The sequence below is a fragment of the Psychrobacter sp. UBA3480 genome, assembly GCF_002377945.1.
GTDB lineage: Bacteria > Pseudomonadota > Gammaproteobacteria > Pseudomonadales > Moraxellaceae > Psychrobacter.
The window spans coordinates 273,028-299,425 of record NZ_DFQV01000020.1 but is presented as its reverse complement, the minus strand read 5'-3'; the positions used below and the strand labels follow the sequence as shown (position 1 = coordinate 299,425).

The 26,398-nt window shown below is 44.2% G+C and carries 21 protein-coding genes; 9 read left to right on the top strand and 12 right to left on the bottom strand.

From position 1 onward, the window contains the following. Window positions 1-88: 88 nt before the first annotated feature. The 8 genes from rsfS to B2863_RS08535 all read left to right on the top strand — a co-directional run bounded on the left by rsfS (window position 89) and on the right by B2863_RS08535 (window position 7,474). Window positions 89-502: a ribosome silencing factor gene (rsfS, locus tag B2863_RS08570; protein WP_296209323.1), complete on the top strand. Its 414-nt coding sequence runs from the start codon at window positions 89-91 to the stop codon at window positions 500-502. A 228-nt stretch (window positions 503-730) separates the two neighbouring features. Further along, window positions 731-1,510: an MOSC domain-containing protein gene (locus B2863_RS08565; RefSeq protein WP_296209319.1), complete on the top strand. Its 780-nt coding sequence runs from the start codon at window positions 731-733 to the stop codon at window positions 1,508-1,510. A 157-nt stretch (window positions 1,511-1,667) separates the two neighbouring features. After that, window positions 1,668-3,044 (top strand): APC family permease, encoded by a 1,377-nt coding sequence (locus B2863_RS08560; protein ID WP_296209316.1) that lies wholly within the window; start codon window positions 1,668-1,670, stop codon window positions 3,042-3,044. Between the two features lie 86 nt (window positions 3,045-3,130). Beyond that, window positions 3,131-4,012, top strand: a complete 882-nt coding sequence (locus tag B2863_RS08555) for an N-acetylmuramoyl-L-alanine amidase (protein WP_296209313.1) — start codon at window positions 3,131-3,133, stop codon at window positions 4,010-4,012. A gap of 63 nt (window positions 4,013-4,075) precedes the next feature. Beyond that, window positions 4,076-4,822 carry a pyridoxine 5'-phosphate synthase gene (locus tag B2863_RS08550; RefSeq protein ID WP_296209311.1) on the top strand — a complete coding sequence of 249 codons (747 nt, stop codon included), beginning with the start codon at window positions 4,076-4,078 and terminating at the stop codon, window positions 4,820-4,822. Window positions 4,823-4,900: 78 nt separating this feature from the next. Beyond that, a complete protein-coding gene (gene kbl, locus B2863_RS08545) occupies window positions 4,901-6,091 on the top strand; it encodes a glycine C-acetyltransferase (protein ID WP_296209309.1) in 1,191 nt (396 codons plus the stop codon). Window positions 6,092-6,154: 63 nt separating this feature from the next. Continuing rightward, window positions 6,155-7,180, top strand: coding sequence for an L-threonine 3-dehydrogenase (gene tdh, locus B2863_RS08540; RefSeq protein ID WP_193012263.1), 1,026 nt, complete (start codon window positions 6,155-6,157; stop codon window positions 7,178-7,180). A gap of 117 nt (window positions 7,181-7,297) precedes the next feature. After that, window positions 7,298-7,474 (top strand): hypothetical protein, encoded by a 177-nt coding sequence (locus B2863_RS08535; RefSeq protein ID WP_296209303.1) that lies wholly within the window; start codon window positions 7,298-7,300, stop codon window positions 7,472-7,474. 178 nt (window positions 7,475-7,652) lie between these two features. Here B2863_RS08535 and B2863_RS08530 read toward each other — a convergent pair whose 3' ends face one another. The 4 genes from B2863_RS08530 to purL all read right to left on the bottom strand — a co-directional run bounded on the left by B2863_RS08530 (window position 7,653) and on the right by purL (window position 14,021). Continuing rightward, window positions 7,653-8,549 (bottom strand): DUF4231 domain-containing protein, encoded by an 897-nt coding sequence (locus B2863_RS08530; RefSeq protein ID WP_296209300.1) that lies wholly within the window; start codon window positions 8,547-8,549, stop codon window positions 7,653-7,655. 4 nt (window positions 8,550-8,553) lie between these two features. Next, the gene (locus B2863_RS08525) at window positions 8,554-9,027 is read right to left on the bottom strand and encodes a TIR domain-containing protein (RefSeq protein ID WP_296209297.1); all 474 of its coding nucleotides are present in this window, start codon (window positions 9,025-9,027) and stop codon (window positions 8,554-8,556) included. A 403-nt stretch (window positions 9,028-9,430) separates the two neighbouring features. Then, the gene (locus B2863_RS08520) at window positions 9,431-9,829 is read right to left on the bottom strand and encodes an ACT domain-containing protein (RefSeq protein ID WP_296209294.1); all 399 of its coding nucleotides are present in this window, start codon (window positions 9,827-9,829) and stop codon (window positions 9,431-9,433) included. A gap of 187 nt (window positions 9,830-10,016) precedes the next feature. Beyond that, window positions 10,017-14,021 (bottom strand): phosphoribosylformylglycinamidine synthase, encoded by a 4,005-nt coding sequence (gene purL / locus B2863_RS08515; protein ID WP_296209291.1) that lies wholly within the window; start codon window positions 14,019-14,021, stop codon window positions 10,017-10,019. 498 nt (window positions 14,022-14,519) lie between these two features. Here purL and B2863_RS08510 point away from each other — a divergent pair, with 498 nt between their 5' ends. Continuing rightward, entirely contained in the window at window positions 14,520-15,014 is a 495-nt protein-coding gene (locus B2863_RS08510; protein ID WP_057758090.1) for a pyridoxamine 5'-phosphate oxidase family protein, read from the top strand. 100 nt (window positions 15,015-15,114) lie between these two features. Here B2863_RS08510 and pgsA read toward each other — a convergent pair whose 3' ends face one another. From pgsA to B2863_RS08470, 8 genes are all read right to left on the bottom strand, one after another. Continuing rightward, window positions 15,115-15,798, bottom strand: a complete 684-nt coding sequence (gene pgsA, locus B2863_RS08505) for a CDP-diacylglycerol--glycerol-3-phosphate 3-phosphatidyltransferase (protein WP_057758088.1) — start codon at window positions 15,796-15,798, stop codon at window positions 15,115-15,117. 616 nt (window positions 15,799-16,414) lie between these two features. Beyond that, complete coding sequence (locus B2863_RS08500) at window positions 16,415-17,644, bottom strand: NAD(P)/FAD-dependent oxidoreductase (RefSeq protein ID WP_296209289.1); 1,230 nt, start codon at window positions 17,642-17,644, stop codon at window positions 16,415-16,417. Window positions 17,645-17,925: 281 nt separating this feature from the next. Beyond that, complete coding sequence (gene acs / locus B2863_RS08495; RefSeq protein ID WP_296209287.1) at window positions 17,926-19,887, bottom strand: acetate--CoA ligase; 1,962 nt, start codon at window positions 19,885-19,887, stop codon at window positions 17,926-17,928. 411 nt (window positions 19,888-20,298) lie between these two features. Next, complete coding sequence (locus B2863_RS08490) at window positions 20,299-21,537, bottom strand: ABC transporter substrate-binding protein (RefSeq protein WP_296209283.1); 1,239 nt, start codon at window positions 21,535-21,537, stop codon at window positions 20,299-20,301. A gap of 121 nt (window positions 21,538-21,658) precedes the next feature. Continuing rightward, entirely contained in the window at window positions 21,659-23,629 is a 1,971-nt protein-coding gene (locus B2863_RS08485; protein WP_296209280.1) for an AMP-dependent synthetase/ligase, read from the bottom strand. 5 nt (window positions 23,630-23,634) lie between these two features. Next, window positions 23,635-24,429 (bottom strand): ABC transporter ATP-binding protein, encoded by a 795-nt coding sequence (locus B2863_RS08480; RefSeq protein WP_037032897.1) that lies wholly within the window; start codon window positions 24,427-24,429, stop codon window positions 23,635-23,637. Window positions 24,430-24,476: 47 nt separating this feature from the next. Continuing rightward, window positions 24,477-25,244 carry an ABC transporter ATP-binding protein gene (locus B2863_RS08475; protein ID WP_296209273.1) on the bottom strand — a complete coding sequence of 256 codons (768 nt, stop codon included), beginning with the start codon at window positions 25,242-25,244 and terminating at the stop codon, window positions 24,477-24,479. Further along, window positions 25,241-26,338: a branched-chain amino acid ABC transporter permease gene (locus B2863_RS08470; protein ID WP_296209270.1), complete on the bottom strand. Its 1,098-nt coding sequence runs from the start codon at window positions 26,336-26,338 to the stop codon at window positions 25,241-25,243. The genes B2863_RS08475 and B2863_RS08470 overlap by 4 nt, the downstream gene beginning before the upstream one ends. Window positions 26,339-26,398: the final 60 nt, after the last annotated feature.

Genomic DNA, 26,398 nt, shown 5'->3' with positions numbered 1-26,398 from the left:
TGACTGACAATATATGATCAGTCGGATAAGACAAATTGACGTTTTACCCCTTTATTTTACATATTTACGATTCAAGAGATTAAAATTTATGACCAACACCATGACTACAGAACGCCTAACAGAATGCTTGACCCTAGTACAAAGCGCTCTAGATGATATGAAAGCAAAGAACATCACTGTAATGAATGTAGAAGAGTTGACTGACGTAACAGAGCGCATCATCATCGCTGATGGTACTTCAAAGCGTCATGTACGTGCGATGGCTGATAGCGTCGGCGCTGAAGCTAAGCAAGCGGGCTTTATGCCACTTGGCCGTGAAGGTGGCATCGACTCTGACTGGACGTTGATTGATTTGGGCGCAGTTGTCGTCCACATGATGACGCCGCAAGCACGTGAGTTTTATGACTTAGAAGGCCTATGGTCATCACCTGAGCAGTTGGCTGAGCTGGTTGCTACGCCGCGCGAAAAGAAAACTGCAGGTCGTCGTAACAAAAACAAATAAGCTTGTCAGTGACGATATTCGTTCAAGATTAAGAAACGCTACACCAAAAAGACCAGAATACTTATTCTGGTCTTTTTTTATGTAAATTTTATGGTGATGAACCAGTATAATCAGATACATCATTGAGTACAGATAAGCTCATTTCGTATTAGTATTTATTAGCCACTAAAATTAAACCGCCAAAATTAAGCCGCCTTAGCCTATTCATTCTACTTATTAGGAAACCATATGAGCGCAGAATCGATTACGTCACCACCTGAGCAAACCTTAACAGATTTTAACCAAGACTTGCCCCTACATATCGCTACCCTCACTTGTGTTCGCGCTGGTAAGTCTATGCCATTCGCCCGTGAAGAAATGAGCGCCATTGATAAAGCACCTATCAAATCTCCTGTCGCCGTCAACTTTATGGGCTTAACCACTGATGAACAGGCCGATCGTAAGCATCATGGTGGCCCATTAAAAGCCGTGCATCAGCTAGCGCCTGCGACGTATGAAAAAATCAATGCAGAGTTCGGTTTAAAAGTTCGCGTCGGTACGCTAGGAGAAAACCTTACGACTGAAGCTGTCGATGGTTTGCCTGAAATGACCGAATCTACCGTTTGTATTGGTGATATTTTTCAATACGGAGGAGGCTTTGAAAACGGTTTAGATACTAGTAATGATGGTGCTAGCGTTCAACTACGGATTGTCCAACCACGCCGCCCTTGCTACAAAATCAACGATCAAATTGGACAATTTACCAAAGTACCAAATATCGCGGCATGGGTCAGCAAGCAAGGTATCTCTGGCTGGTACTTCCAAGTCGTCCGTGATGGCATTATAGACGCTGATTTACCCGTATATTTGGTTGAGCGCCCTTATCCGTTTGCGACATTAGAGACGCTATGGCAATTGGCAAACTCAAAAGAAAAGTTTGATACCAGTGTGATTGAACCGTGGCTCGCGATTGACTGTTTAGAGGACAGTTGGAAAAAGGTTCTGGCTAAAAAAATCCAACAGGATTGAAAAGGTAACACTCAACAAAAACCTTTAATATGACTTTTCTATTTATAAAAGATAGCCACTACCCTGCGTAATGGCGTCACAAGGTTTTTCATGTTCTATATCAGCTCCATAATAAACACTCTCTCCTTCTCTATGTTTAATCGTGAAGGAGTACTCCATGAGTGAAAAGACAGAAAGTATCAGCTACCTACAAGCGATAGCGATTAGCGTCGGTGCGATTATCGGCTGGGGTGCGTATGTCATGCCAGGCGATTTGTTTTTACCGCAGTCACAGTTATTAGGCTCTTCTGTCGCTATTATTATCGGTACTTTAGCCATCTATATGGTTGCGCGTGCCTATATTAATTTGCTGACCCAAACACCAGAGAACGAGTCAGGCGGTATCTATTGGATTGAAAAATATATCAATCGCAAGCATGCCTATATTTATGGTTGGGGCGTTACGATAGGCTATATATCTATTATCGCGCTTAATATATCAGCCGTCGCTTTGCTACTGCGCTACCTGTTACCTAGCGGCTTACAATTAGGTTATCTGTATACGATTGCTGGTTGGGAAGTCTACGCCAGTGAAGTGTTTCTATGCAGCGCGGCTATTATTTTGTTCAGTTATATCAATCTAAAAGGCGTACGAGTCGGCGCAAAAATCCAACTCTATATCGCCCTCTTTATGATTCTATCAGTCACCGCGCTGTTTTTTGCCTCACTTTGGATGACACCAACGAGCCAAGCATTTTTGCCAACTGATATGTCTAGCAGCTCTATCACCAGTCTGGCATGGTTACCTATCTTGGCCGTTATGCCGTGGGCGTATGTTGGTTTTGAGACCACACCGCAGATTTCAAAAGCCATTAGTGATTCAAAAACCAAGACCAAAAGCATTATCCTAATTTCACTTATCGCCGGTGTGTTGTTTTACTTTTTAATCAACTACTTTACCGCGCTGAACATGAGCTTTGACTATCAAGCGATTAAAGACAGCCACTGGGCGACAGGTGAAGGCATAGACAATCGGATTGGTAGCATCGGTATCTGGCTGCTATCGATCGCTATGATTGGCTCGATAATGAGCGGTATCAACGGCTTTATATTGTCATCGGTTAAGCTCTTAGAATCTATGGGCGACACGTCATTATTGCCCAGTGTATTTACAGATAAACACAACCAATTTAGTAAGCAAAAAACCGTTATATTGATATGTTTGGTGTGTCTACTCTCTCCTTGGCTGGGTAGAAACTACCTACTCGATATTGTGACAATGGCATCCTTGGGTATTACGGTTGGCTTCGCTTATGTCACTACCGCCGACCTCATCAATGAGCGGAAAAAAAAACAAGCGGGTTTGCTAAATTATCTCTCTGTATTAATTAGTGCGGTCTTTATATCGCTATTGCTGCTACCATTTTCACCAGCGGCGCTGTCATTCAATGCTTATGTCTTGCTAGGATTCTTTATTCTGCTTGGGGCAATTGGTTATAAAAGAATCGCAATTAATCCTAATGTTAATCCTAATGTTAATCCTGACATTAATTAACGGCAAGCAGCACTTACTTGTTATGCAAAATAAACATCAAACGCAAAAGAAGCTATAACCGCAACCCTTCCCATACAGAGCATTTCATGGCAAAAAATATTTTCTCGATGGCATTGGCATCAGTATTAATATCATCCTCTATGCTATCGCTCGTTGGCTGCGTATCAACGACAGCGCCGCGTTATGTCATCGACAGCGATAGCTACCAAGCGACTGGCAAAAGCCAGCGCATAAAAACCATCGTCCTACACTATACGGTCTCAGATAACGAGCGCTCGATAAAGACATTGACCACGGGCAATGTGAGCGCGCACTATCTGGTCTTGGACAAGGACGATGATAAAATCTATAACCTCGTGCCAGAATCTGAGCGCGCGTGGCATGCAGGCGACGGTGGCTTTTCAGGTCGAACCATCCTCAATGATACGTCTATTGGCATCGAAATCGTCAACGCAGGGATCAAGCCTGAATATCGAGACGCGCTAAAGAATGGCAATATGGATTACCATCCTTATGAGCATTATGTGGCGTTTGATGAATTGCAGATTAAAAAAGTTGCGGAGCTGGTGCAAGATATCGCCGCGCGCTATGATATCTCACCCAAAAACATCATCGGTCATGCAGATATGGCACCCTCGCGCAAGATCGACCCGGGTGCCAAATTCCCATGGGAGCGACTGTATAAAGAGTATGGTATCGGCGCTTGGTATGATGAAGCGGACAAGCAAGAAATTATGAATCGGCGTACCTTGGTCGCGCCAAGCGTGCAGGAGATCAAGCAAGCTTTTCGCAAATACGGCTATCAAATCAATAATAGCGACGAGTGGGACAGGCCCAGTCGCGATGTCATCTATGCGTTTCAACTGCATTTCAGACCGCAGCAGCCAACGGGTAATATGGATAGCGAAACCTATGCGATATTGCAGGCGCTCAATATGAAGTATGCTAGTCGGGATGACTTCTACTAAAATTAGGTATTAGCCATTAATAACCAATAATCCATCCATAACAACAATGAAAAAGGAAATACTATGAGCACCCTATTTAGTGTCAATTTAAATAAACTCGCCTTAATCAGAAACTCTCGCGGCACAGATTATCCCAATCTGCTGTACTTCGTAAAGAAACTCATTGATCTGGGTGTCAAAGGCTTTACTGTGCATCCGCGACCTGATGAGCGTCATATCAGATACCAAGATGTCTATGATATCAGTGCCTTTTTAAAAGATTATAAAGACATCGAGTTCAATATCGAGGGCAACCCGAACGAGCAGTTTTTAACCCTGATTCGTGAGGTCAAACCGCATCAATGTACCCTCGTGCCCGACAGCGAAGACCAACTGACCTCCGATCATGGCTTTGACATCATCAAACATAAAGATATGCTGTCAGCGTTGAGTCATGAGCTGCAAGGGTTTGGCACACGCTGCGCGGTATTTATCGATCCTGATATCGAACAAATAAAAGCAGTCATCGACAGCGACGTGCAAACGATCGAGATGTATACCGAAGAATGGGCGCGCGCTTACAGTAATAATAAGAGCGATGACAATATTGACTTCGATGAGGTCAAGCAACGCTTTAGCGACTGTATCAATCTCGCCAGTGACAATGGCATTCGCGTCAATGCCGGTCATGATTTAAATTTAGAGAATTTAGCCGAGCTACTCAGTCTTGGTAATATCGCTGAGGTGTCTATCGGTCATGCGTTTACGATTGAATCACTAGAGCAAGGCATGGATAATGTGGTGCGTCAGTATTTAGACATCTGTGCTTAACTCGTATCCATAAGCAAATAATTTGGCTCTATCAACAAACCCTAAGCAAACGCCAATAATAGTAAAAAAGGAATCTTTATGTATCAAGCCTTTCAAAAACATCTACAACAAGAAATCAGCGATATCCGCGACGCAGGTCTGTATAAAAACGAGCGCGTTATCACCTCTCCGCAAGATGCGCTCATCACGATCGCCGACGGCCGTGAAATGCTGAATTTCTGTGCCAATAATTACCTTGGATTGTCTGACCATCCTGAAATCAAAAAAGCGGCTATAGAAGCCATTGAAGACTCAGGTTATGGCATGTCATCGGTACGTTTTATTTGTGGTACGCAAGATTTGCATAAGCAATTAGAGGCCGCGATTTCCAAGTTTTTTAATACCGAAGATACGATTCTTTATGCGGCCTGTTTCGATGCCAATGGCGGTGTCTTTGAGCCACTGCTGACCAGTGAAGATGCCATTATTTCTGATTCGTTAAACCATGCTTCAATCATCGATGGTGTGCGCCTGTGTAAAGCCGCGCGTTATCGCTATGCCAATGCGGATATGCAAGATTTAGAGACTCAGCTGCAAGCGGCACAAGCACAGCGTTTTCGTTTGATTGTCACCGATGCCGTGTTTTCAATGGATGGTAATGTGGCACCGATGGATGAGATTTATGCATTGGCACAAAAATATGATGCCATGATCATGATTGATGAGTGTCATTCAGCAGGCGTGGTCGGTCGCACGGGTGGCGGCGTGACTGAATTGTTTGATCTGCGCGGTGATATTGAGCTGATCACGGGTACTTTGGGCAAGGCATTTGGCGGCGCGATTGGCGGCTTTACGACGGGTAAAAAAGAAATGGTTGAGATGCTGCGTCAACGCTCACGCCCGTATCTGTTTTCAAACTCCATTCCACCCATGATCGCGGCCGCTGGGTTAAAAGCGTTTGAGATGCTAGCAGAGGACAATACCCTACAAGACAAACTGCATGAAAATACCGCCTATTTTGTCAAGCAAATGCAAGATGCGGGCTTTGATATCAAGCCTACCGAATCGGCCATTTGTGCAGTGATGCTCTATGACGCCAATGTCTCGCAACAAATGGCAGAGGCACTGCTTGAGGAAGGCATTTATGTGATTGGCTTCTTTTACCCTGTCGTCCCTAAAGACGAGGCGCGCATTCGTGTCCAGCTTTCTGCCGCCCATACGCGCGAGCAGCTCGACCAGTGTATCGCCGCCTTTATCAAAGTCGCCAAGCAAATGAAGGTGATTGATTAAGCGTCGTTCGATAGTTATCTAGATTCAACCATGAAATGCAACACCGTTAAATAAGAGAAAAGTATGAAAGCACTGGTTAAAGCCCATGACAAAAAAGGCATCTGGATGCAAGACGTGCCAGAACCGACCGTCGGCATCAATGACGTAAAAATTAAAATTAAAAAAACCGCCATTTGTGGGACAGATTTGCACATTTATAAGTGGGATGAATGGTCACAAAACACCATCAAGACGCCGATGATTATCGGACATGAATACGTCGGTGTTATTAGTGAAATGGGCGATGGCGTCAAGCATCTGGAGGTGGGCGACCGCGTCACAGGCGAAGGTCATATCGCTTGCGGGCATTGCCGCAACTGCCGCCGTGGTAAGCTACATGTGTGCGAAAACACTATCGGCGTGGGCGTTGACCGCGATGGCGCGTTTGCCGAATATTTGGTGATCCCTGCCGATAATGTCATCAAACTCGATGAGCGTATCAGCGATGAGATGGCCGCCATTATGGACCCTTTTGGTAATGCCACTCATACTGCCCTTTCATTCCCTGTACTGGGTGAAGATGTGCTGATTACGGGTGCAGGGCTGATTGGTTCCATGGCAACGGCGATTTGCCGCTTTGCTGGGGCGCGTAATATTGTGGTCAGTGATATCAGCGATTATCGCCTAGAGCTTGCCAAAAAAATGGGCGCGACGATGACCATCAACCCAGCCAAAGGTGAAACCATTGAAGGCGCTATCGATACGTTAAAAATGCACGGCTTTGATATCGGGCTTGAGATGTCAGGCTCGCCTCAAGCCTTTGATTCAATGATTAGCAATATGTATAACGGTTCTAAAATTGCGCTCTTGGGTATTTTACCCAACACCACTACGGTGGATTGGAGCAAGATTATCTTTAAGGCGTTAACCCTAAAGGGTATTTATGGACGTGAGATGTGGGAGACGTGGTATCAGATGGAGCAAATGCTGATTAGCGGTATTGATTTGACACCAATCATTACCCATCGCATGCACATTGATGACTTTCAAGAAGGCTTCGATATCATGGAAAGTGGGCAATGCGGTAAGGTGATTTTAAGCTGGGATTGATTTTGGCGATTCAGCATTTAAAGAGTCGTGGTTAGGGTTTACATTGTCACGACTGATAAAACGGCACTGATTTCAGTGCCGTTTTTTATAGGGTAAAAATCATATGAGGGATAAACTATGGGCGATTCTGAAGCCGATAAACTTGAAAAATATTTAGCAGGAAAAGCCAAGCAAGATCAGGAAAAAGAGCAAGCGTCTGAGCCGCTTTCTGCTTATGATGCTTGTGTGCTAAAGGAAAGTGCTAAAATTCATGAGTTGATAGCTGAGGCTCAGAAGGATTTGAAAGATAAGTAGCTGGATAGAGATATATTCTAAACAAAGCTATCTTATCAAGTTTCTTTAAATAGTTTAGTTTTGCAAATTACTGCAGAAATTGTCTGTTGCGAACTACTGATTTAAATACTTGTATACTATCTGTTGATATTTCTGGTTTAAAGTATTTTAATAACATCCAAAGAAGGCAATAGTGAAGTCATATGGCGTTCAAAGAATCTCTTCTAGCAAGCCATTGAGTATGTTCTCTTGAAAACGCATTCTCACAATCTGATATAAACTCTGGAAAGTCATCAAAATCAATACTTTTGATACGCTCCCTCATTTCAACTTCTATATCTGCAATTTCCTGTGCAGTGAGAAGGTATGCAGTATTGAGTTCGTTGAATCTTTTAGTCTGTAACCAAGTAAAAGAAAAAGCAGATAACAACAAACAAATATCTATTGGGTAGTATTCAAAATCTGGATAAGCTGCTCTTATAATAGAGAAAACCAAGGCTAAAACCAAAAACACAACTATGACAAAACTCCAAAACTTACTTCTCGCACCATTATACTTTGCTTTTGCAAAATACCATTTCTTTTGAGATATTATTCGTTCTTCTAGGTAATACTCAGCTCTTTCCTGAAGTGTAAGACCCCTAATTTCATTCATCTTATCGGATATAACTATCAGTTCATTATTGTTAGGGACTAAATTCTGAAAAACTGATCTATGCTCGTTTCTGACACTACTAATCTTATTAGTAAAGTCAGCTTTAACTTCCCTTTCACTTATAAAGTTATGGACAAATGGCTCACCCCCAATGATATATTTCCATGTGAGAGACTTAGCAGATTCAGCTAGAGCTCTACTTCTATACCATAATTTTTCCTGTTTTTCAGATACTAATGACCACATAGAAATAACACTTGCTAGAAGTGCCATTATAGAGAGAATTAGGAAAAACTTAGAGTCATTCCCCAAAAGAATAAATGTCGCTGAGAAAGTAGCGATAATGCCATTCACTTTAATTTTATTCAAATAAGATTTTTGACAGCTTATAGAATATTGGTCAGCCATACAAAAAATTGTAGGGAAATCGTTGTTATCCATATAATCACTTATAACCTAGTCTGCTATATATAAAGGGTTCAAAATGCCAATCGTCACTTTCCTCTTTACCAAAATTATCTAGAGCGTGTGCGATTATAGCAGGGGAAAAAGGTAAAAAAACTGCTCCTTTATTCCGCAATATTGGTGGACACAATATTTCGTCAACTTGTCTTTTACCATTGAGGTTAACACCTATTATTCTACAATTTTTTTCGAGCGCAACTTCCATCTCCCACCTTACAAATTTATGCTTTCTTCTAGTATCCTCACCTATCAACGATATAAATGTACTAGACATATTGATTCTTTCTCTAAGCTTTCTCTTAATATAAATTTCATCATTAGAATTAATAGCCTTTATAAGCTGACAATCTATAAAGTTAAAATCAAATTTAGAGTTCTTCTTCCATGCTTGCATCATTCTATAGTAATGAATATCAGTATTGCTAAAACCTACAAATGCTCTTGAGTAGCTCATATATTGTGTCCCATATTTTTATGATTTTTTGAACTCCATTTCTTACTTAGTAATAAAGTTCAATAAGCGATATAGCTATTTGATATTCGTAAAATTAGATTCTTAGCCCAACTGCAAGTTACTGATACTAAATTTAATTCCAAGCTTATACTACTTTGTAGAATAAAGTAAATATTTAGGAAGGTTGAACGAGAAACTTGGTTATTCAAACTCACAATATCCCTACGGAGGCGCGATTTAGCCCCGACTGTAGCGGTATCCTGCTGGTTTGGGCGAGTTGCGATGGCTAGGTTTTGGGGTGTCGACGCGAAGCAAGCGACGACCCAAACCGTAGCCAGCGCCGCGCCCAGACTGGCAGATACAAGCGGAAGGCGGGAAATAGCTCAATTATTTATAAAAAACGTTATATCTTACTCAGCTCTTTTAACGCAGATAGCGCCTGCTCCGCCTTATCATCCGATACAAATATATGATCATGATAATAGGCAGCGATCACATTGGCACTGATACCTTTTGAGGTCAGTTTGGTTGCTATTGCTGCGGTTAGACCGACCGCTTCTAGGCTTGAATGCACCGTCAAAGTGATTTGCCGAAATACGCCCTCATACTGTAAACCCGCCTCATCAGCTTTTTCTTTTGTCAAAACCAGAGTCAGCCCTTCTGTCTCTATAAACGTCGCGATTGGCGCTAAGTTTACGTATTCAGCCAGCTGCCCTGTGACGGTACAAAACACGAATAAATCATCAACCAATGCTGGCTGCATAGAACCCAATAGCTCATTGATATCTGTAATTCCTGACATTTTATTCTTCCTTATTTTGCCTGATTTTAATCTTTGTCCACCACAATTTTAGCATGGGTGTCATTACCTATACTTGTGAAAACACGGTATAAACGCTAACCCTTATCTCCAAACACTCAACTCTTAAACACAAAAAAAGTGAGCCGAAGCCCACCTTTTTTATTATCTAAGATTAATTCAAATTTTCCTAGCGCAACCAAGCTCGGGCATTGCGGAACATACGCATCCACGCGCCGTCTTCGTCCCACTCTTCTGGTTTCCAGCTATGGTTATAGGCTTTTAGGTTACGCTCAGGATGCGGCATCATGATGGTGACGCGACCATCAGTGCTACATAGACCAGTGACACCGCCGAGCGAACCGTTTGGATTGAGCGGATATGTCTCGGTTGGATGACCTTGGCTGTCGACATAACGCATCGCAAGCTGACCGTGTTTAGCCATACCGTCGATTTCTGTGTTGTCTAGCGTGGCGTAACCTTCTCCATGCGCCACCGCGATTGGCAAGATGCTGTCTTGCATACCTTTGAATAGGATAGACTTGGTACGCTCGACTTTCACGTTGACCGTACGCGCTTCAAAACGAGCCGATTGGTTGGCGATGAAGCGTGGGAAGTTGTCTGCACCTGGGATGAGGTCTTTTAACTGAGCCATCATCTGACAACCGTTACAGACACCCAAGCTAAAGGTATCTGGACGGGCGAAGAAGCGGACAAACTGCATGCGTAGCTCGTCATGGAACAAGATAGAGTTCGCCCAGCCAGAGCCAGCGCCCAGTACATCACCATAACTAAAGCCACCACAAGCGACCAGACCGTCGAAGTCACGTAGATTGATGCGACCACTGAGTAGATCACTCATGTGTACATCGACCGCTTCAAATCCTGCTTGGGTAAAGCCTGCTGCCATTTCCGTCTGACCGTTGACGCCTTGCTCACGCAAGATAGCGACTCTTGGTTTATTCTCACGACTAGCTAAGTATGGTTCTTCTACTTTTTGATTGAGATCAAAGTTTGGCGCAGCGATTAGGCCTTTATGGCTCGCGTCGCTAATCAAATCATACTCTTGCTGTACGCACGCTGGATTGTCACGGCGACGCGCGATTTGATAGCTGACCTGCGTCCACGCTTGCTGTAACTCGCTACGGCTAAAGCGTAGAGTGTCGTCACCCATTAGCATTGGCGTTTGGATCAGCAGGCTATCTTCTTCAGAGCTTTGACCAACGAGGCTTAGCATGTCGCTGACGTTAAATTCTTCTGCCAATTGCATGAGCGCCGCAACGTTTTCTGGCAATACTTGGACAACTGCGCCCAGCTCTTCACTGAACAGTTGACCGAGTAAGTTATCGTCATTTAATGACAGCTTGATACCCTGACGGCTAGTGAACTGCATCTCAGCGATGGTTGCTAGTAAACCACCATCACCGATATCGTGATAAGCGCTGATGACGCCTTGTGCATTGCCCGCTTGGATAAAGTTAAAGAAGTCGATCAAGTCGCTTGGCTGCGCCAAATCTGGGCAATCATTACCCAATTGACTCAGCGTTTGCGCAAGGATTGAACCGCCTAGACGTAATTTTCCTTTAGACAAGTCAATGCGGTAAAACGCGCTATCGCCATTGATTAGCTCAGGGGTTAGTGTTTTTGCTACATCAACGACAGGAGCAAATGCAGTCACGACCAAACTCATTGGTGACACAACTGATTTGTCTTGGTTTTCACCATTGCCATTGTCGTTGTCAGTCCAGTTAGCACGCATCGATAGCGAGTCTTTACCGACTGGGATAGCGATACCCAGTGCTGGGCATAGCTCTTCGCCAACGGCATGTACGGCATCGAACAATGCAGCATCTTCTACGTCATCACCACACGCGGCCATCCAGTTCGCTGACATGGTGATATCAGACAACTGAGCGATACGCGCACCAGCGATGTTGGTAATCGCTTCACCGACTGCGAGTCGTGCCGAGGCTTTTGGACTGATAAGTGCAACAGGCGTACGCTCACCGACACTCATGGCTTCGCCAGTCATTGGCTGACCATCTAGCGCCACTAAGCCAGAAGCCGTCACCGCACAATCTGATACAGGCACTTGATAGCGACCCACATACTGATCACGCACGACCATACCTGTGATAGAACGGTCACCAATGCTAATCAAGAATGATTTGCTAGCGACAGTTGGGTGACGCAATACATCAGTAATTGACTCAGCTAGATTAACATCGCTAAGCTCTAATGCTGGTAACGTGCTTTCGGTACGCTCAAAGCTGCGCTGCATCTTTGGTGTACCGCCGAGTAGTACTTGCATCGGCATATCGACTGGTTGCTCATCCAACAGCTCATCATCAACGATTAGCTGACGGATATCCGTCGCCTCGCCCAAGATGGCATATGGGCAGCGCTCACGGGCACAGATAGCATCGAACTGCTCTTTGCTCTCTGGGCGAATCGCTAGCACATAACGCTCTTGAGCTTCGTTTGACCAGATGGCCATTGGCGACATGCCAGCTTCTAACGATGGAATCTTACGCAAGTTCAGATGCGCGCCCATTTCATGGTCATTGACCAGTTCTGGCATCGCATTAGACAGACCACCTGCCCCTACATCATGTAGTGAGACGATTGGGTTACCGTCTTTACTATTATTACTTACATCGACATCATTACCAGCGAGGGCCCAGCAGCGATCAAGGACTTCTTGGCAACGACGCTCCATCTCAGCGTTATCGCGCTGAACTGAGGCAAAGTCTAAGCCTTCATCAAGGTCACCACTATCGACCGACGATGCGGCACCGCCGCCCAGACCGATTTGCATCGCAGGGCCACCAAGGACGATTAGCAAATCGCCTTTTGTGATTGCATTTTTTTCAATCAGGTTGCGTTTGATATTACCGTAACCACCTGCCAACATGATTGGCTTGTGATAACCGCGCATCTCGCTACCGTCTTTTGCCGCTGAGGTGTCTAGCTGAAAACTACGGAAGTAACCACATAGATTTGGACGACCAAACTCATTTGAGAAGTTGGCTGAACCTAATGGCGCTTCGGTCATGATCTCAAGGCTGGTTGCCATACGATCTGGCGTACCATAATCCTGCGTGCTCAATTGACCTGACTGCTCCCACTTTTCGCTAAGCTCTGGGATATGCAGATGTGACACGTGGAATCCTGTTAGACCAGCTTTTGGCTTACCGCCACGACCAGTCGCGCCCTCATCACGAATCTCACCGCCAGCACCTGTTGCCGCACCAGAATAAGGGGCAATCGCTGTTGGGTGGTTGTGCGTCTCAACTTTCATTAAGATATCGATGTTCTCTTGATGAAAGTCGTAAGGATGGATTGAGTTGGCATCCATCGCGTCAGTTGGAATGGGATAAAAACGCATGCCATCAGACCCTGCCATGACCGCGGCGTTGTCTTTATACGCTGACAAGATGCCTTGTGGGTTCGACTGGTACGTGTTTTTAATCATTTGGAACAGTGATTTTGGCTGCACTTCACCATCGACTGTCCACTGAGCATTAAAGATCTTATGACGGCAATGCTCTGAGTTTGCCTGTGCAAACATCATCAGCTCAACGTCAGTTGGGTTGCGTTTCAACTCATTGACGTACGCATTCATCAGATAGTCGATATCTTCACTTGATAACGCAAAACCGAACTCTGTATTAGCTGATTCTAGTGCTGACTGACCTTGTCCGATCACGTCGATATGATTCAATGAGGCTGGCGCTTGATCGTCAAATAATTTGCTGACATCGCTCAAGTCATAAACCAAGCTCTGAGTCATACGGTCAAACAATAACTGCTCGGCGTCTACTGGTAGTTTTTCGCCTACGTCACCATCAATTGTTAACGTATAAACGACAACACGCTCAACACGATTGATCTCGATTTCACAGTTATTAAAGATATCTGTCGCTTTACTTGCCCATGGTGATATCGTACCAAAACGTGGCCCAACGATGACTTGTAGTTGGTTGTCTTGCGGCGCATTTAGCGTTGCTGACTGGTCAACCGCCAGTAGATCTAGCGCTTTTTTATGTTCATCACCAGATAGCTCTCGTGATAGCACATACACTTGCTGTGTACTTATTTGACTGACATTTAGCTCGGTTTTTTGCTGAAACTGACTGATGAGTTGCTGCGTCTGAAAATCGGTAAGAAACGGTTGTCCGGCGATGGTCATCATAAAGGCATAATCCGTAAGATCAAGGCATCTCTGCCATGCTAAGTAAATGGTCTGGGTATTATAACAAGAAGACCTGTAATAAGCAGGTCTAAACCAAGATAAATTGCCGATAAGTTGCGTTCTATCGCGACTTACTATTTGCGAATCGATAATTCAAAAAAGTAGGTTTTTAAGTCGTTTTTGAATAATTCATCGAAAAATAGAACACTCAAATCATAGAACACTCAAATCTACGCTGTCACAATTTTTACCTAACCTTCATATTCCTTACAAACACTCACATCGCATTACTGGGAACCTATATAAATGTAGGGTGACAAGTCGGTATTCTAGTCTCAGTTGTTAAGGCGACGATGACGTTTAACTTTTATATATATTTAAGGGTTAAACATATCTAGCCTGAAGAAAAATTACTATAAATAATCAACTGTTCAATTCGGCTAATTAAAACAATGCTATATAAGCTCAATTAAAACACTATAAAAAAGGAAATTTATTATGAGTAGACAAGACCATATCGATAAAGTACAAGAGCTGGTAAAAGAAGTGAAATTTGCCATGATGACTACTCGTACTCATGAAGGCCATTTACATGCCTGCCCAATGACCACTAGCGAGACAAGTATTGGCGCAAAAGAGATTTGGTTTATTGGTGATAAGACTACCGAAACCATCAAAGATATTGAAAAAGATCCACAAGTGAACTTGGCCTATGTCAGTCAAGATTCAAAAGATTATGTCTCAATTAACGGTAAAGCAGAATTGGTCGAAGACCAAGAGAAGCTAGACGAGCTATGGTCGCCAATTTACAATGCGTTTTATGAACAAGGTAAAGAAGATCCAAATGTCCAGTTAATCAAAGTCGTCCCACATGGTGCAGAATACTGGTTAAGCGGTAGCTCAGTAGTTAATATGTTTAAGATGACTACTGCTGCAGTAATGGATGGTAAGAAAGCGACCAACTTAGGTGAAAACAATTCAGTGACACTATAAGTTGTCTGAATTTAAGCAGTAAAAACAAAAACGCCAGTGGCTAATGCGACTGGCGTTTTTATTGTCTAAATTTTGAGCTTATTGTATTTGTCTTATGGAATTATCCGCTTTGCTTTAAATAAGGCCAAGCAGCTTTTAGATAAATCATCATCGACCATAAGGTAAGTATCACAGCAGCAACCATTAATACATAACCGATAGTTTCAAGCGACTGCCAATTAAGCAGTAGTACGGTAATCGCTACCATCTGGAACGTAGTTTTTAATTTGCCAACATAAGATACGGCGACGCTAGTGCTCTTACCTAGCTCTGCCATCCATTCGCGTAATGCAGATACTGCGATTTCACGCGAGATAATGACGATAGCCGCTATTGCCATAATGATATTAGGGTGCCACTGTACGAGAACGATGAGCGCTACAGCTACCATCAATTTATCAGCAACAGGGTCCAAAAAGCGACCAAAGGCTGACATGACATTAAGTTTACGAGCAAAATATCCATCAAGCCAATCGGTAATTGCGGCAATAATAAAGACGCCGGTCAATAATAAATGGCGCAACAAACTATCGCTAAACTCGCTCATCCCAACGCGCGCAATGACATTGTCTGAAATCGCAGGCATACCAATACCCATGGCTGGCGGCCAATAAGCAATCGCGACAAATAGCGGAATCATCAAGATACGCGCAATCGTAAGGTTGTTAGGCAAGTTAAAAATACTCTTGGTATTTTGCGAACTTGGCGGTTCTTCCTGCGTATGCAAATGCGTGCTGTCAGTCATGGCAAACCCAGTTTAATATGAACATAATAATGGCAGATAGCTTAGCATTTTTCGGACAAGGCGTCATGCCATCTCTGCAGCGATTAAGTTATCAAAGGTATCAAGATCGACTAGATGCCCTCCTATCGACATAAGGTATTGAAATTATTGGAAGCCTTTATCAATGATTGCATCATAAAGCTCCGCTACTTACTCTAAATATCAGTGCTTCATACAAGTCTTGGCGTCTTTTGGATTTTTACAACGTAATATACTGTAACCAAAATCGCCAGACAGCACTCAATTGCGCTATCATAGCGACTGTACCAGAACACTTGTACACTTAAATCAGTAAATATTAATAGCTAAGTAAATATCTCCACCTATTGTATTGATAATTATTACCCTTATAAATAACAGTAGAGAGCACCAATAATTACAACAACTCTTGACCACGGCCTGTGTAGCTAATACATGACCCGTTTTCCTCAGCCCACAGTACCTCCTCTGTGGGCCTTTTTTTGCCTACGTTTTGCTAAATGTCGAGTTTTTATACTTTCCAAATATCGCTTAAACACTAGCTTTAAAATAAGCCTCAGTTCTAAACAATGCAAAATAATGAGCATGGATATTACGCTTACTGAGTTTGCATGATTGCTTTAACAGTTTGCTGCGCCATTCGATAGCAGCTTTCAATATTACCTTTTGCACACCAGTCACCACTGACGATCCACTGCTTAGTTGCATCGATTAAGATGCCCAACTCTTCAGTATCCTTATTTACAATAGTAGCTGCATAGCGCCAACGATGACAATCTGTTTGGCTAGGTGCGCTGTCTTCATTCCAGTTCAATGCTTGTTTTGCCGCCTGTAATAACTGTTCTTTTACCAACTCAATATCATCATCGACGTGGGATTCTGACCAGTCATTACGTGCATGAATGGTGACACTTGGTAGTAGTTCACCATGAGCAGGCTTTTTATGCTCAATGAATATCCTATCAAGAATAGCGCTATTTAAATAAGCGACATCCCATTGCGGTGCTAGTTGGCCATTTAATGTTTCAGGTAGCTTTTGCACATCATCCCAACCAAGCATCAGCGTATAGCAGGCTTGCATTTGCGGTTTAGTAATTTTGTCTTGTTGAGCAAAACCGCTATCTGCCATTAGCTCTAATGCCTGACCATTTGGCGCTGTGTAAATAACCCAATCAAACCAACCCAGACTGGCTCCAGTTTCGTCAAATAGCTCAGTTTGCTTACTGTTTTGATTAAAAGTTTGATTAAAAGTTTGATTATGAGTCTGGTTCTGGCTCTGATGCTGAGACTGCTGCGGGTTTTGATGGTGCAAATACTGAGCAAGCGGTGCGACACGGGTCTTAAATACTATGGTCGTATGCTTAAGCGCGGCAGCCAATTCACGGCCCCAACTGGTCATTTTTGGTGTGCTGATATATCGTGCATGCACTGCATCCCATTGCTCCTTGCTTTGGATATTAGGCGACTGACCATTGTCACTTGCTGGCGTTAACTCAATCATTTCAGCACACCATGGCTGCAGCAACCCTGTATCTAACCAAGGCGCGATAAACTGTTGAAAGTCAGCAGTTTTCGCAGTAAAAAACTGCGCACCGAATGACCATTGCCAGTTTTTATTAGTATTACTATCGCTGCGATAGCGGGTCGCTAAACGGCCTACACTGCGTGATTTTTCAAAGATAGTGATTTGCGGGGTGTTAGATGACGAGCCTGTCTGGTTTGAAGCACGCTCTAATAGTGTTGCGGTAAGCAATCCAGTTAAGCCTCCACCGATGATGGCGATTTTTGGGGCGGATAGAACAGTTGAGCACGAAGCATGATCAGTCATGATGACAGTAGACCTTATAAAGTATTTATGAGTCGCTACTATATTAATTAGTTAGTCTAGTAAGTACCGAGTGGCTCGTCAATTAATCCTCAATTAAAATGGTAGCGATGTTGTCTTGTTAGCATTATTGAACCTTCAAAATGCGCCAATATCAATATCGTCTACGTAAAAAAGCCATGCTATTCTCGATAACATGGCTCTTATTCAACTTTGATATGTAAATATTAATGGCTAGTATTGAATAACTATCCTTAATACTGCAGGTTCGTTATCAGACTGACTTACTCTCCACGACCCGCTTTTACTTCTTCGACTAAGTCATTAATTACCGAGCTATCGGCAAGCGTAGATAGGTCGCCCAGTCCCACATATTGCCCTGCTGCAAGGTTACGCAAGATACGGCGCATGATTTTTCCTGAGCGCGTTTTTGGTAGTGCATCGACCATATAGATGGCATCTAAAGTCGCAATTGGTCCAATCTCGGCACGCACATGACGTTTTAGTTCTGCCTTTAGATCGTCAGTTTTTTCTTCACCTGACTTTAGAATGATAAATGCACAGATACCTGTACCGCGTATCTCATGCGGCATACCGACGATCGCAGCTTCAGCAGTTGCAGGATGCGCAACCACGGCGCTTTCAATCTCTGCTGTGCCCAAGCGATGCCCTGCAACGTTAAGTACATCGTCGACACGACCGGTAATCCAGTAATGCCCATCTTCATCACGTTGAGCGCCATCACCCGTGAAATAATGACCCGGATAATCGCTAAAGTAGGTTTTCAAAAAGCGTGGATGGTCATTGTAGATAGTACGCATTTGCCCTGGCCAACCGCTACTGATCACCAAGTTGCCTTCTGCTGGGCCTTCTAAAATCGCACCATCGCTATCAACGACTTCTGGTTTGACACCATATAGTGGTGTCATAGCAGCGCCCGGTTTGAGATCAACCGTACCTGGTATTGGCGCCATCAAGATACCACCAGTCTCGGTCTGCCACCATGTATCGACGATAGGACATTTGCCATCACCGACGACATTGTAATACCAGTCCCACGCTTCTGGGTTGATCGGCTCACCGACCGACCCTAGCAGACGCAAACTAGAACGATCCGACTCTCGAACGAAGGCGTCGCCCTCTTTCATCATCGCGCGAATGGCTGTCGGTGCAGTGTATAGGATAGTCACGTCATGCTTATCGATAATATGACCGATACGTGCCCATGTTGGATGCTCTGGTACACCTTCAAACATTACCGTTGTCGTGCCATTAGCCAGTGGTGCATAGGTTGAGTACGTGTGGCCAGTAATCCAGCCCACATCTGCCGTACACCAATAGACGTCATCTTCTTTGATATCAAAAACATCACGGAACGTTGAGATAGCATAGGTAATATAGCCGCCTGTAGTATGCACTACACCTTTTGGCTTACCTGTCGAACCAGAGGTATATAATAAGAATAGCGGGTCTTCGGCGTTCATGACTTCAGGCTCACAGATCTCTGATTGACCATCGACCAAATTGTGATACCACACATCACGGCGGCCACTCATCGGTATAGAGTTACCCGTACGATGAACGACGATGACTTTTTCGACACTCTCAGTACCATCCATATCGAGTGCGTGATCGACGTTGGCTTTAAGCGGTGTGTGCTTACCGCCGCGTAACCCTTCGTCAGCGGTAATAACAACTTTTGAGCGACTGTCTATCAAGCGATTGCCCAGACTCTCGGCAGAAAAACCACCAAACACCACTGAATGCACCGCACCAATACGCGCACATGCCAGCATCGCTACCATGGCTTCCGGTATCATCGGCATATACAAGGTTACGCGGTCACCTTTTACAACGCCAAGCTTGCGCAATGAATTACCTAAGCGGCAGACAGCTTCATGCAATTCTTTAAAAGAAATAATTTTGTGCAGTGAAGGGTGATCACCTTCCCAAATTATAGCGGGTTTGTATGGGTTTTCTTCGAGGTGACGATCAAGACAGTTGACTGAAATGTTCAGCTCACCATCTTCAAACCACTTGATGCGAAAATCATCTAAGTCATAATTGACGTTACTGACCTTAGTCGGTTTTTTTATCCAGTCGATTAGCTCAGCACGCTTTCCCCAAAAAGCATCAATTGCTTCGGCTGATTCGATAGATTGCTGGTAGTCTGTAAGGTACTTATCAGGTGTGGTATTGGCAGCAGCCATAAACTCGGCTGAGATAGGAAATGATTTCTGAGTCATAGTGTTGGGTCCCTTTTAATTATTATGACCTACATGGATAAACGTCTATGACGCGCCCCATGTAAGCGATAAGAGTCATCTTCCATAATGTGTGACACTCATCGTTAGTTTGACAAATAAGCGTGACGGTTGCAAGACATCAAAAGCCAAACATAACAATTTCACTGTACATCTGTATGTTTAGGCACAAATAATCCAGTTGCTATAAGCGAAATTAACTCAGCATTCTAGTCAATTTCTATTGTTTGTAACTCATGGCTTACTTTGTATTGAGAAGGAGCTTGTACTTATAAATAATCATAAAATAGTTAAAATATGAAATTATTACCAAGCCCAAAGCGTATAAACGACACAAGCCATACTTGTGTATGGCTTGCTGCTATTGAAACCTCACTGAACGCCTAGGACGTATTATTTAAGCTGCGTTACTGTTTTCCATTGACCATTTTGTACTTGCGACAAGTAAATATCATTAATCGCGACATGGCTCTCAGGCGTGATGGCAACTGTAGATCCTGTGACGCCATCGACAAAACTGACAGTCTCAAGACCCTTGTTGAAAGTGTCAGCATTTAGGTCAGGACCTGCTGCGGTTAGACCGTCAACGGTTACTTTAGCGGCTAGATAACCAAGAATAGCACCTGCTGATACTTCCTCCCCTGTGGCTTTTTCAAACTTCTCAACCCAAGCTTTAGTCTCAGGTTCATTCGCTCTTAGTGCCAAATCATTATAGTAAGACACAGAATATAGGCCTTCACTTGCGCCGCCTGGTGCCGCTGCAACTGCAGGGTGGAAACCAGTGACAGGAGCGATAAATTTCACATCACTCCAACCCATAGCGTTTGCTGTACCGACTGCCGTGATAGCGCCGCGAATGGTTAGAGATAAGGCAATAAGCTCACATTTAGCGTCTTTTAACTTGGCCATTGCCCCAGCAAAGTCTGTTTCATCAGGACGATGTGAGCTGGACTGAACTAGGGTGACGTTAGGATTGTTATCGCTGATATCTTTAGCCGCTTCATTGGTCTCTTCACCATAGTCTGATGGGATATACATGACACATAAATTGTTAACTTTGTTTTCGGCAATAAGATACTCCATGCCTAACTTTATTGAATCATAATAAGTACTACCAGCGGTATAGCGACGATTGAAATCCCCTTCTTCTTGCATAGCCCGAGCAAAAGTGAGCGGCATGATGCTAGGAACGTTGGCACGATCCATAATAGGAAAACTCGCTAAGTTGTGCGGTGTGCCAAGCGACATCAGCATAGCAAACACTTTATCACGGCTGACCAGTTTGTTCGCAGACTGTACGGCCTTTGGTACTTGATAAGAATGGTCCTCGACAATGTAACGAATCTTTCGTCCATTGACGCCGCCTGCCGCATTCACCTCATCAAAATACATATTGGCTGCGGCGACTGCAGGATTACCAAATCCAGCAAACGGACCGGATAGATCGTTTGCACCGCCTAAGATAATCTCAGTATCGGTCACGCCTTGTACTGGCATATCACTTGTAGAAGTAGATGTAGCAGCCTCAGTATCAGTGCCCGTCGCTGCGGTCGTTTCTGGATCACTACACCCTACTAGACCCATCGTACCGACCGTGAGTGCTAGTAGCGTCGTCTTGAATGTCCATTTCATTGCCTTTCTCCTTGCGACTCAGTCGCTGTTAGTTTGATGCTCTTGAGATTAATACTTTCGAGGTTGAGACGATTTCAAAAAAGCTGAACGGTGCTAAACTAAACTGTATTAAAGAGCTAGATCAGTACATAGAGTCGATGAGAGCATGATGCTTTTTCTCAACCAAGTTTCTTTTCAATTTCATCGTCGCGGTCAATTCATCATCTTCAGGACTGAGCAGCACATCTATAAGTCTGAATTGCTTTATGGTTTCTACCTGAGCTAGGGTCTCATTAGCAGACTGTACGACATCATCTATCAAAGCGATGACTTCTGGCGCGTGACACAACGAGCGAAAATCAGAAAACATCACTTGATTGTCTTGTGCATATTTTTCGACGTTTTCTTGATCTATCATGATCAGACAAGTCAAATACTTCCGTTTATCACCAATGACAACTGCATCTGAGATATAAGGTGAGAATTTAAGTTTACTTTCAATCGCAGCTGGTGTGACGTTCTTGCCGCCTGCGGTGATAATGATGTCCTTGATGCGACCCGTGATAAATATATAACCGTCTCTTATCTCGCCGACATCGCCCGTATGTAGCCAGCCATCACGTAAGTCCTCAGCGGTTTTTTCTGGCTTATTCCAGTAACCTGCAAACACGTTAGCGCCTTTTACGAGTATCTCCCCATTGTCGGCGATACGGACTTCAGAGTCTGGTAGTGCCTTGCCTACACTGCCGGCCATCTGCGCTTCAGGGGTATTGACCGATATCACGCCCGCACTTTCGGTCATGCCATAGCCCTCATAAATAGGTACGCCTATCGCATGAAACCAGCGGATAATATCTAGGGAGATGGGCGCAGCACCCGTAGTGGCACGGCGAATATTACTCATGCCTATAAGGTCACGAATTTTATATAGCACCAGTCTGTTCCAAAACTCGTAACGCAGTCGCTGACCTGTCGTAGGAGTATTGCCTGCCATCACGATATCAGCGTAGTCATGGCCTGCTTTTATGGCCTGATCAAAAGCCCAGCCATTGAATGTACTGGCGTCGCTACGCATATTACTGATAGAGGCGTACATTTTTTCCCACAGTCTGGGCACAGCGGTAAAAGTATCAGGCGAGACTTCTTTCATATTCTCAAATACCGTCTCTGTACTCTCAGCAAAGTTAACGATACAGCCTCGATGGATAGGCAGATCTACTGACGTTAGACGTTCTAGTACATGACATAAGGGCAAAAAGCAGAGCTGCTCATCAGTAGGCAAAATAGGAAGGATATCAATGCTTGTTTTGAGCTCAAAGAGGACATTGGCGTGCGTTAAAATAGCGCCTTTTGGGTTACCTGTCGTGCCAGAGGTATAGATTAAAGTACGTATGTCATTGGGCGTACCTTGATCAATATAATCACTAAAGCGTTCTCTTGCGTTATCAACACTTCGACCAATCGTATATAGCTCATCGAGGAAAACAACCTGATCATCCTCTAGGCTACGCAAGCCTTTACGGTCAAGGACAATGACTTTTCTAACATGCGGTGTTTGCTCGCGAATCTCTAAAAACTTATGCAATTGCTCATCGTTTTCTACAATTAAAAACTTTGAGTGGCTATCATTTAATATATAAGCAAGCTGCTCAGGACTGTCTGTCGTATAGACACCATTGGGTATCCCGCCTACGCCGCAGACACCCATATCAAAATAAAGCCATTCTTTATTGTCTTCACTCAAGATAGAAACGGTATCGCCTTTATTCAGACCAAGTTCGACGAGTGCCATGCCGATATCACAGCTATGATGATAATAGTCCAGCCAACTATAACTTTGCCAAATACCAAAGCTCTTTTCTCGATGAGCAATCCTATCGCCTCGGCTCAAGCAAACTTGTCGCCAAAGTTTGCTCAACGTATCGCATCCTTCTAGGATTTGAGGCGCATGATCAAAAGGCGCATTGTGGATCTTTCGACCCGTATCGTAATCATGACTTTCAGAGCGATCGTGAGACGATACTGGTGCGGTAGATGTTATCTTCATGTCTGCCGCATCCGCAGGAGAAAGTGAAGTATTGTTTTCAGTATTAACATCAATAGAGGTCGTCATGATTATTATCGCCAAGTCTTTTTGCGTTTCCACCGAGTGGCTTCCGCAGTGTTGTCTTTGGTTTGTCCCAAATAGAACTCTTTAATATCATCAGAGTGCATCAGTTTGTCCGCTGAGCCTGCCATGACAATACGCCCTGTTTCTAACACGTAACCGTAATCCGCTGCTGCCAAGGCAACTCTGGCATTTTGTTCAACTAGCAAAATCGTTACACCTTGCTCTTTATTTAATCGTCGAATAATGGCAAATATCTCCTGTACCAATAATGGAGACAGCCCAAGAGACGGCTCATCGAGTAGCATAAGAGAGGGTCTTGACATTAGCCCTCGACCGATAGCGAGCATCTGCTGTTGACCACCAGACATCGTGCCAGCTGCTTGTGTACGGCGATCTTTTAGAATAGGAAAATACTCATATATCATCTCGACATCACGCTGTATCTCAGACTTGTCACGCCGAGTATAAGCGCCCATCGCTAAGTTTTCGGCGACATTCAAAAAGGGAAACACTTCGCGCCCTTCGGGTACGTGCGACAGTCCTTTTTTGACTAAGCGATCAGGCTCGGTACCATCGATACGCTCTCCGTGGAACCATACTGCGCCCTTGCGAGGATTGATAACCCCCGAGATGGTTTTCATTAACGTTGTTTTACCCGCACCGTTAGCGCCCAAAATCGTGACCACTTTGCCTTCCGGCACCTCTAGACTCACGCCTCTTAATGCCATCACTGGACCATAAGCGGATTCTAGATTTCGCACCTCAAGCACATTGTTCTTTACTTCAGAGTCGACCAAATTCATTTCAGTAGCTGGCGCGGCAGAGGATAGTGATTTTTTGATAGATGACATTACACACTCTCCTGTCCAAGATAGGCTTCAATGACCTGTGGATTGGCTTGCACCTCAGCTGCTGTACCCTGAGCCAAAAACTTACCTTCAGCGACGGCCAGTACTCGATCTGACACCCGATTTACAAGACTCATGTCATGCTCTACCATCAAGATAGTCAAACCAAGATCTTTTTGCATATCTTCGATCCACCATGCCATCTCGGACGTCTCCTCTACGCTAAGGCCTGATGCCGGCTCATCGAGCAAAATAAGCTTGGGGTTAGCAGCTAATGCACGCGCAATCTCAACCACCTTTCTAATACCGTAAGGCAAACCTGCAATCAACTTATCTCGATAAGGCGCTAACTCTAAAAAATCTATGATTTTTTCAACTTGCAAACGATGCTCGCGCTCGCTACGGCGCACCTTTGGCAAAAACAATAAGTCCTGTATCCATGACGTATTGCGTTGTGAATGGCGGCCGATAAGTAGGTTTTGTAACACGCTTGAGTGATCAAATAACTCAATGTTTTGAAACGTACGGGCAATACCCAATTTTGCGATATCGTGAGCAGGTAGCTTGGTAATATCAGTGCCATCAAAAGTAATACGACCACTAAGCGGCTCGTACAAGCGACTGATTAAGTTAAAAATCGTAGATTTACCAGCACCATTAGGTCCTACGATAGTAAATACCTCGCCCTCGTTTACCTCAAAGCTAATATCATCAACAGCTTTGACGCCACCGAACGCAATAGATAAGGAGTCAACTTTTAATAAGCTCATCGCATACGCTCCGTTTTAAGATAAGTTTTAGAACGGCGAAATAGTCCTTTTCGATATAACGGAAACATCTGAAACCAAGTCCGTATCTTGATCCAAATGCCGTATATACCGCGTGGCTCATAGATGATCATGATGACAATGACTAAGGCAAACAGCGCTGTATCAATACCAGGAATACTGGTGATACTAGAGCCCGCACCTTGACCAACCATATCGCCTAAGATAGCAATCACTTGTGGCAATAAGACAACGACGACAGCACCAAAAAACGCACCATGTATGGAGCCTAAACCACCGATGACAATCTGCAGGAGGATAGTGATGGAGATGATAACGGTGAAGCTCTCATAATTGACCGCTTGCACAAAATGCCCGTACATAGCGCCGCCAACAGCGGTAATCGCGCAAGATATGCTGAACGCTAGTGTTTTGGCTTGCGGTACATTGACGCCAAGCGCGCGGGCGGATACTTCGCTGTCTCTGATGGCTAAGAACGATCGTCCTGTGCCACTTCTGAGTAAGTTGATATACCCTAAGGTAACTAGCACCACGAGCGCGAGGCATAAGTAATAAAATGCTTTTGGCGTGATGTAGCGATCGATGGTGTAACCAAACAGATTGATAGGAGAAGCAAAGGTGCCAGAGATACCGCCCGTAATAGGCTCAGCTACGATAGCGATGTCCTCGACGATAATACTAAGTGCTAAGGTTGCGATGGCTAAGTAGATGCCGCTGGTTCTTAAGATTGGTCTGGCGATGATCGCACCGATAACCCCAGTGATGAGTGCACAGGCAACCAAAGCAGGGAAAAAATTCCACCCTCGAGCCATCAGTGCCATATGGCTAAATGCTCCTATCGCCATAAAGGCAGCATGCCCTAAGCTGACCTGTCCAGTGTGCCCCGTCAAGAGCATCAGACCCAGTCCAGAGATAGACCAAATCAATATGGCGCTAAGCTCACTGATGTAATAGTTGCTCAACAACCAAGGCGCCATTAATAGTAGCAAGAGGAGCACGCCATACTTTATAAGTTGGCTTTTGTCATCGAAGATATTGATATCTTGATCATAGCTGTGTTTAAACTGAGCTTTCATGGGCAGTACTCATCCTTGAAAAGTTTTGGAGGCCGCTTTGTCATCCTTGAATCAAAGCTT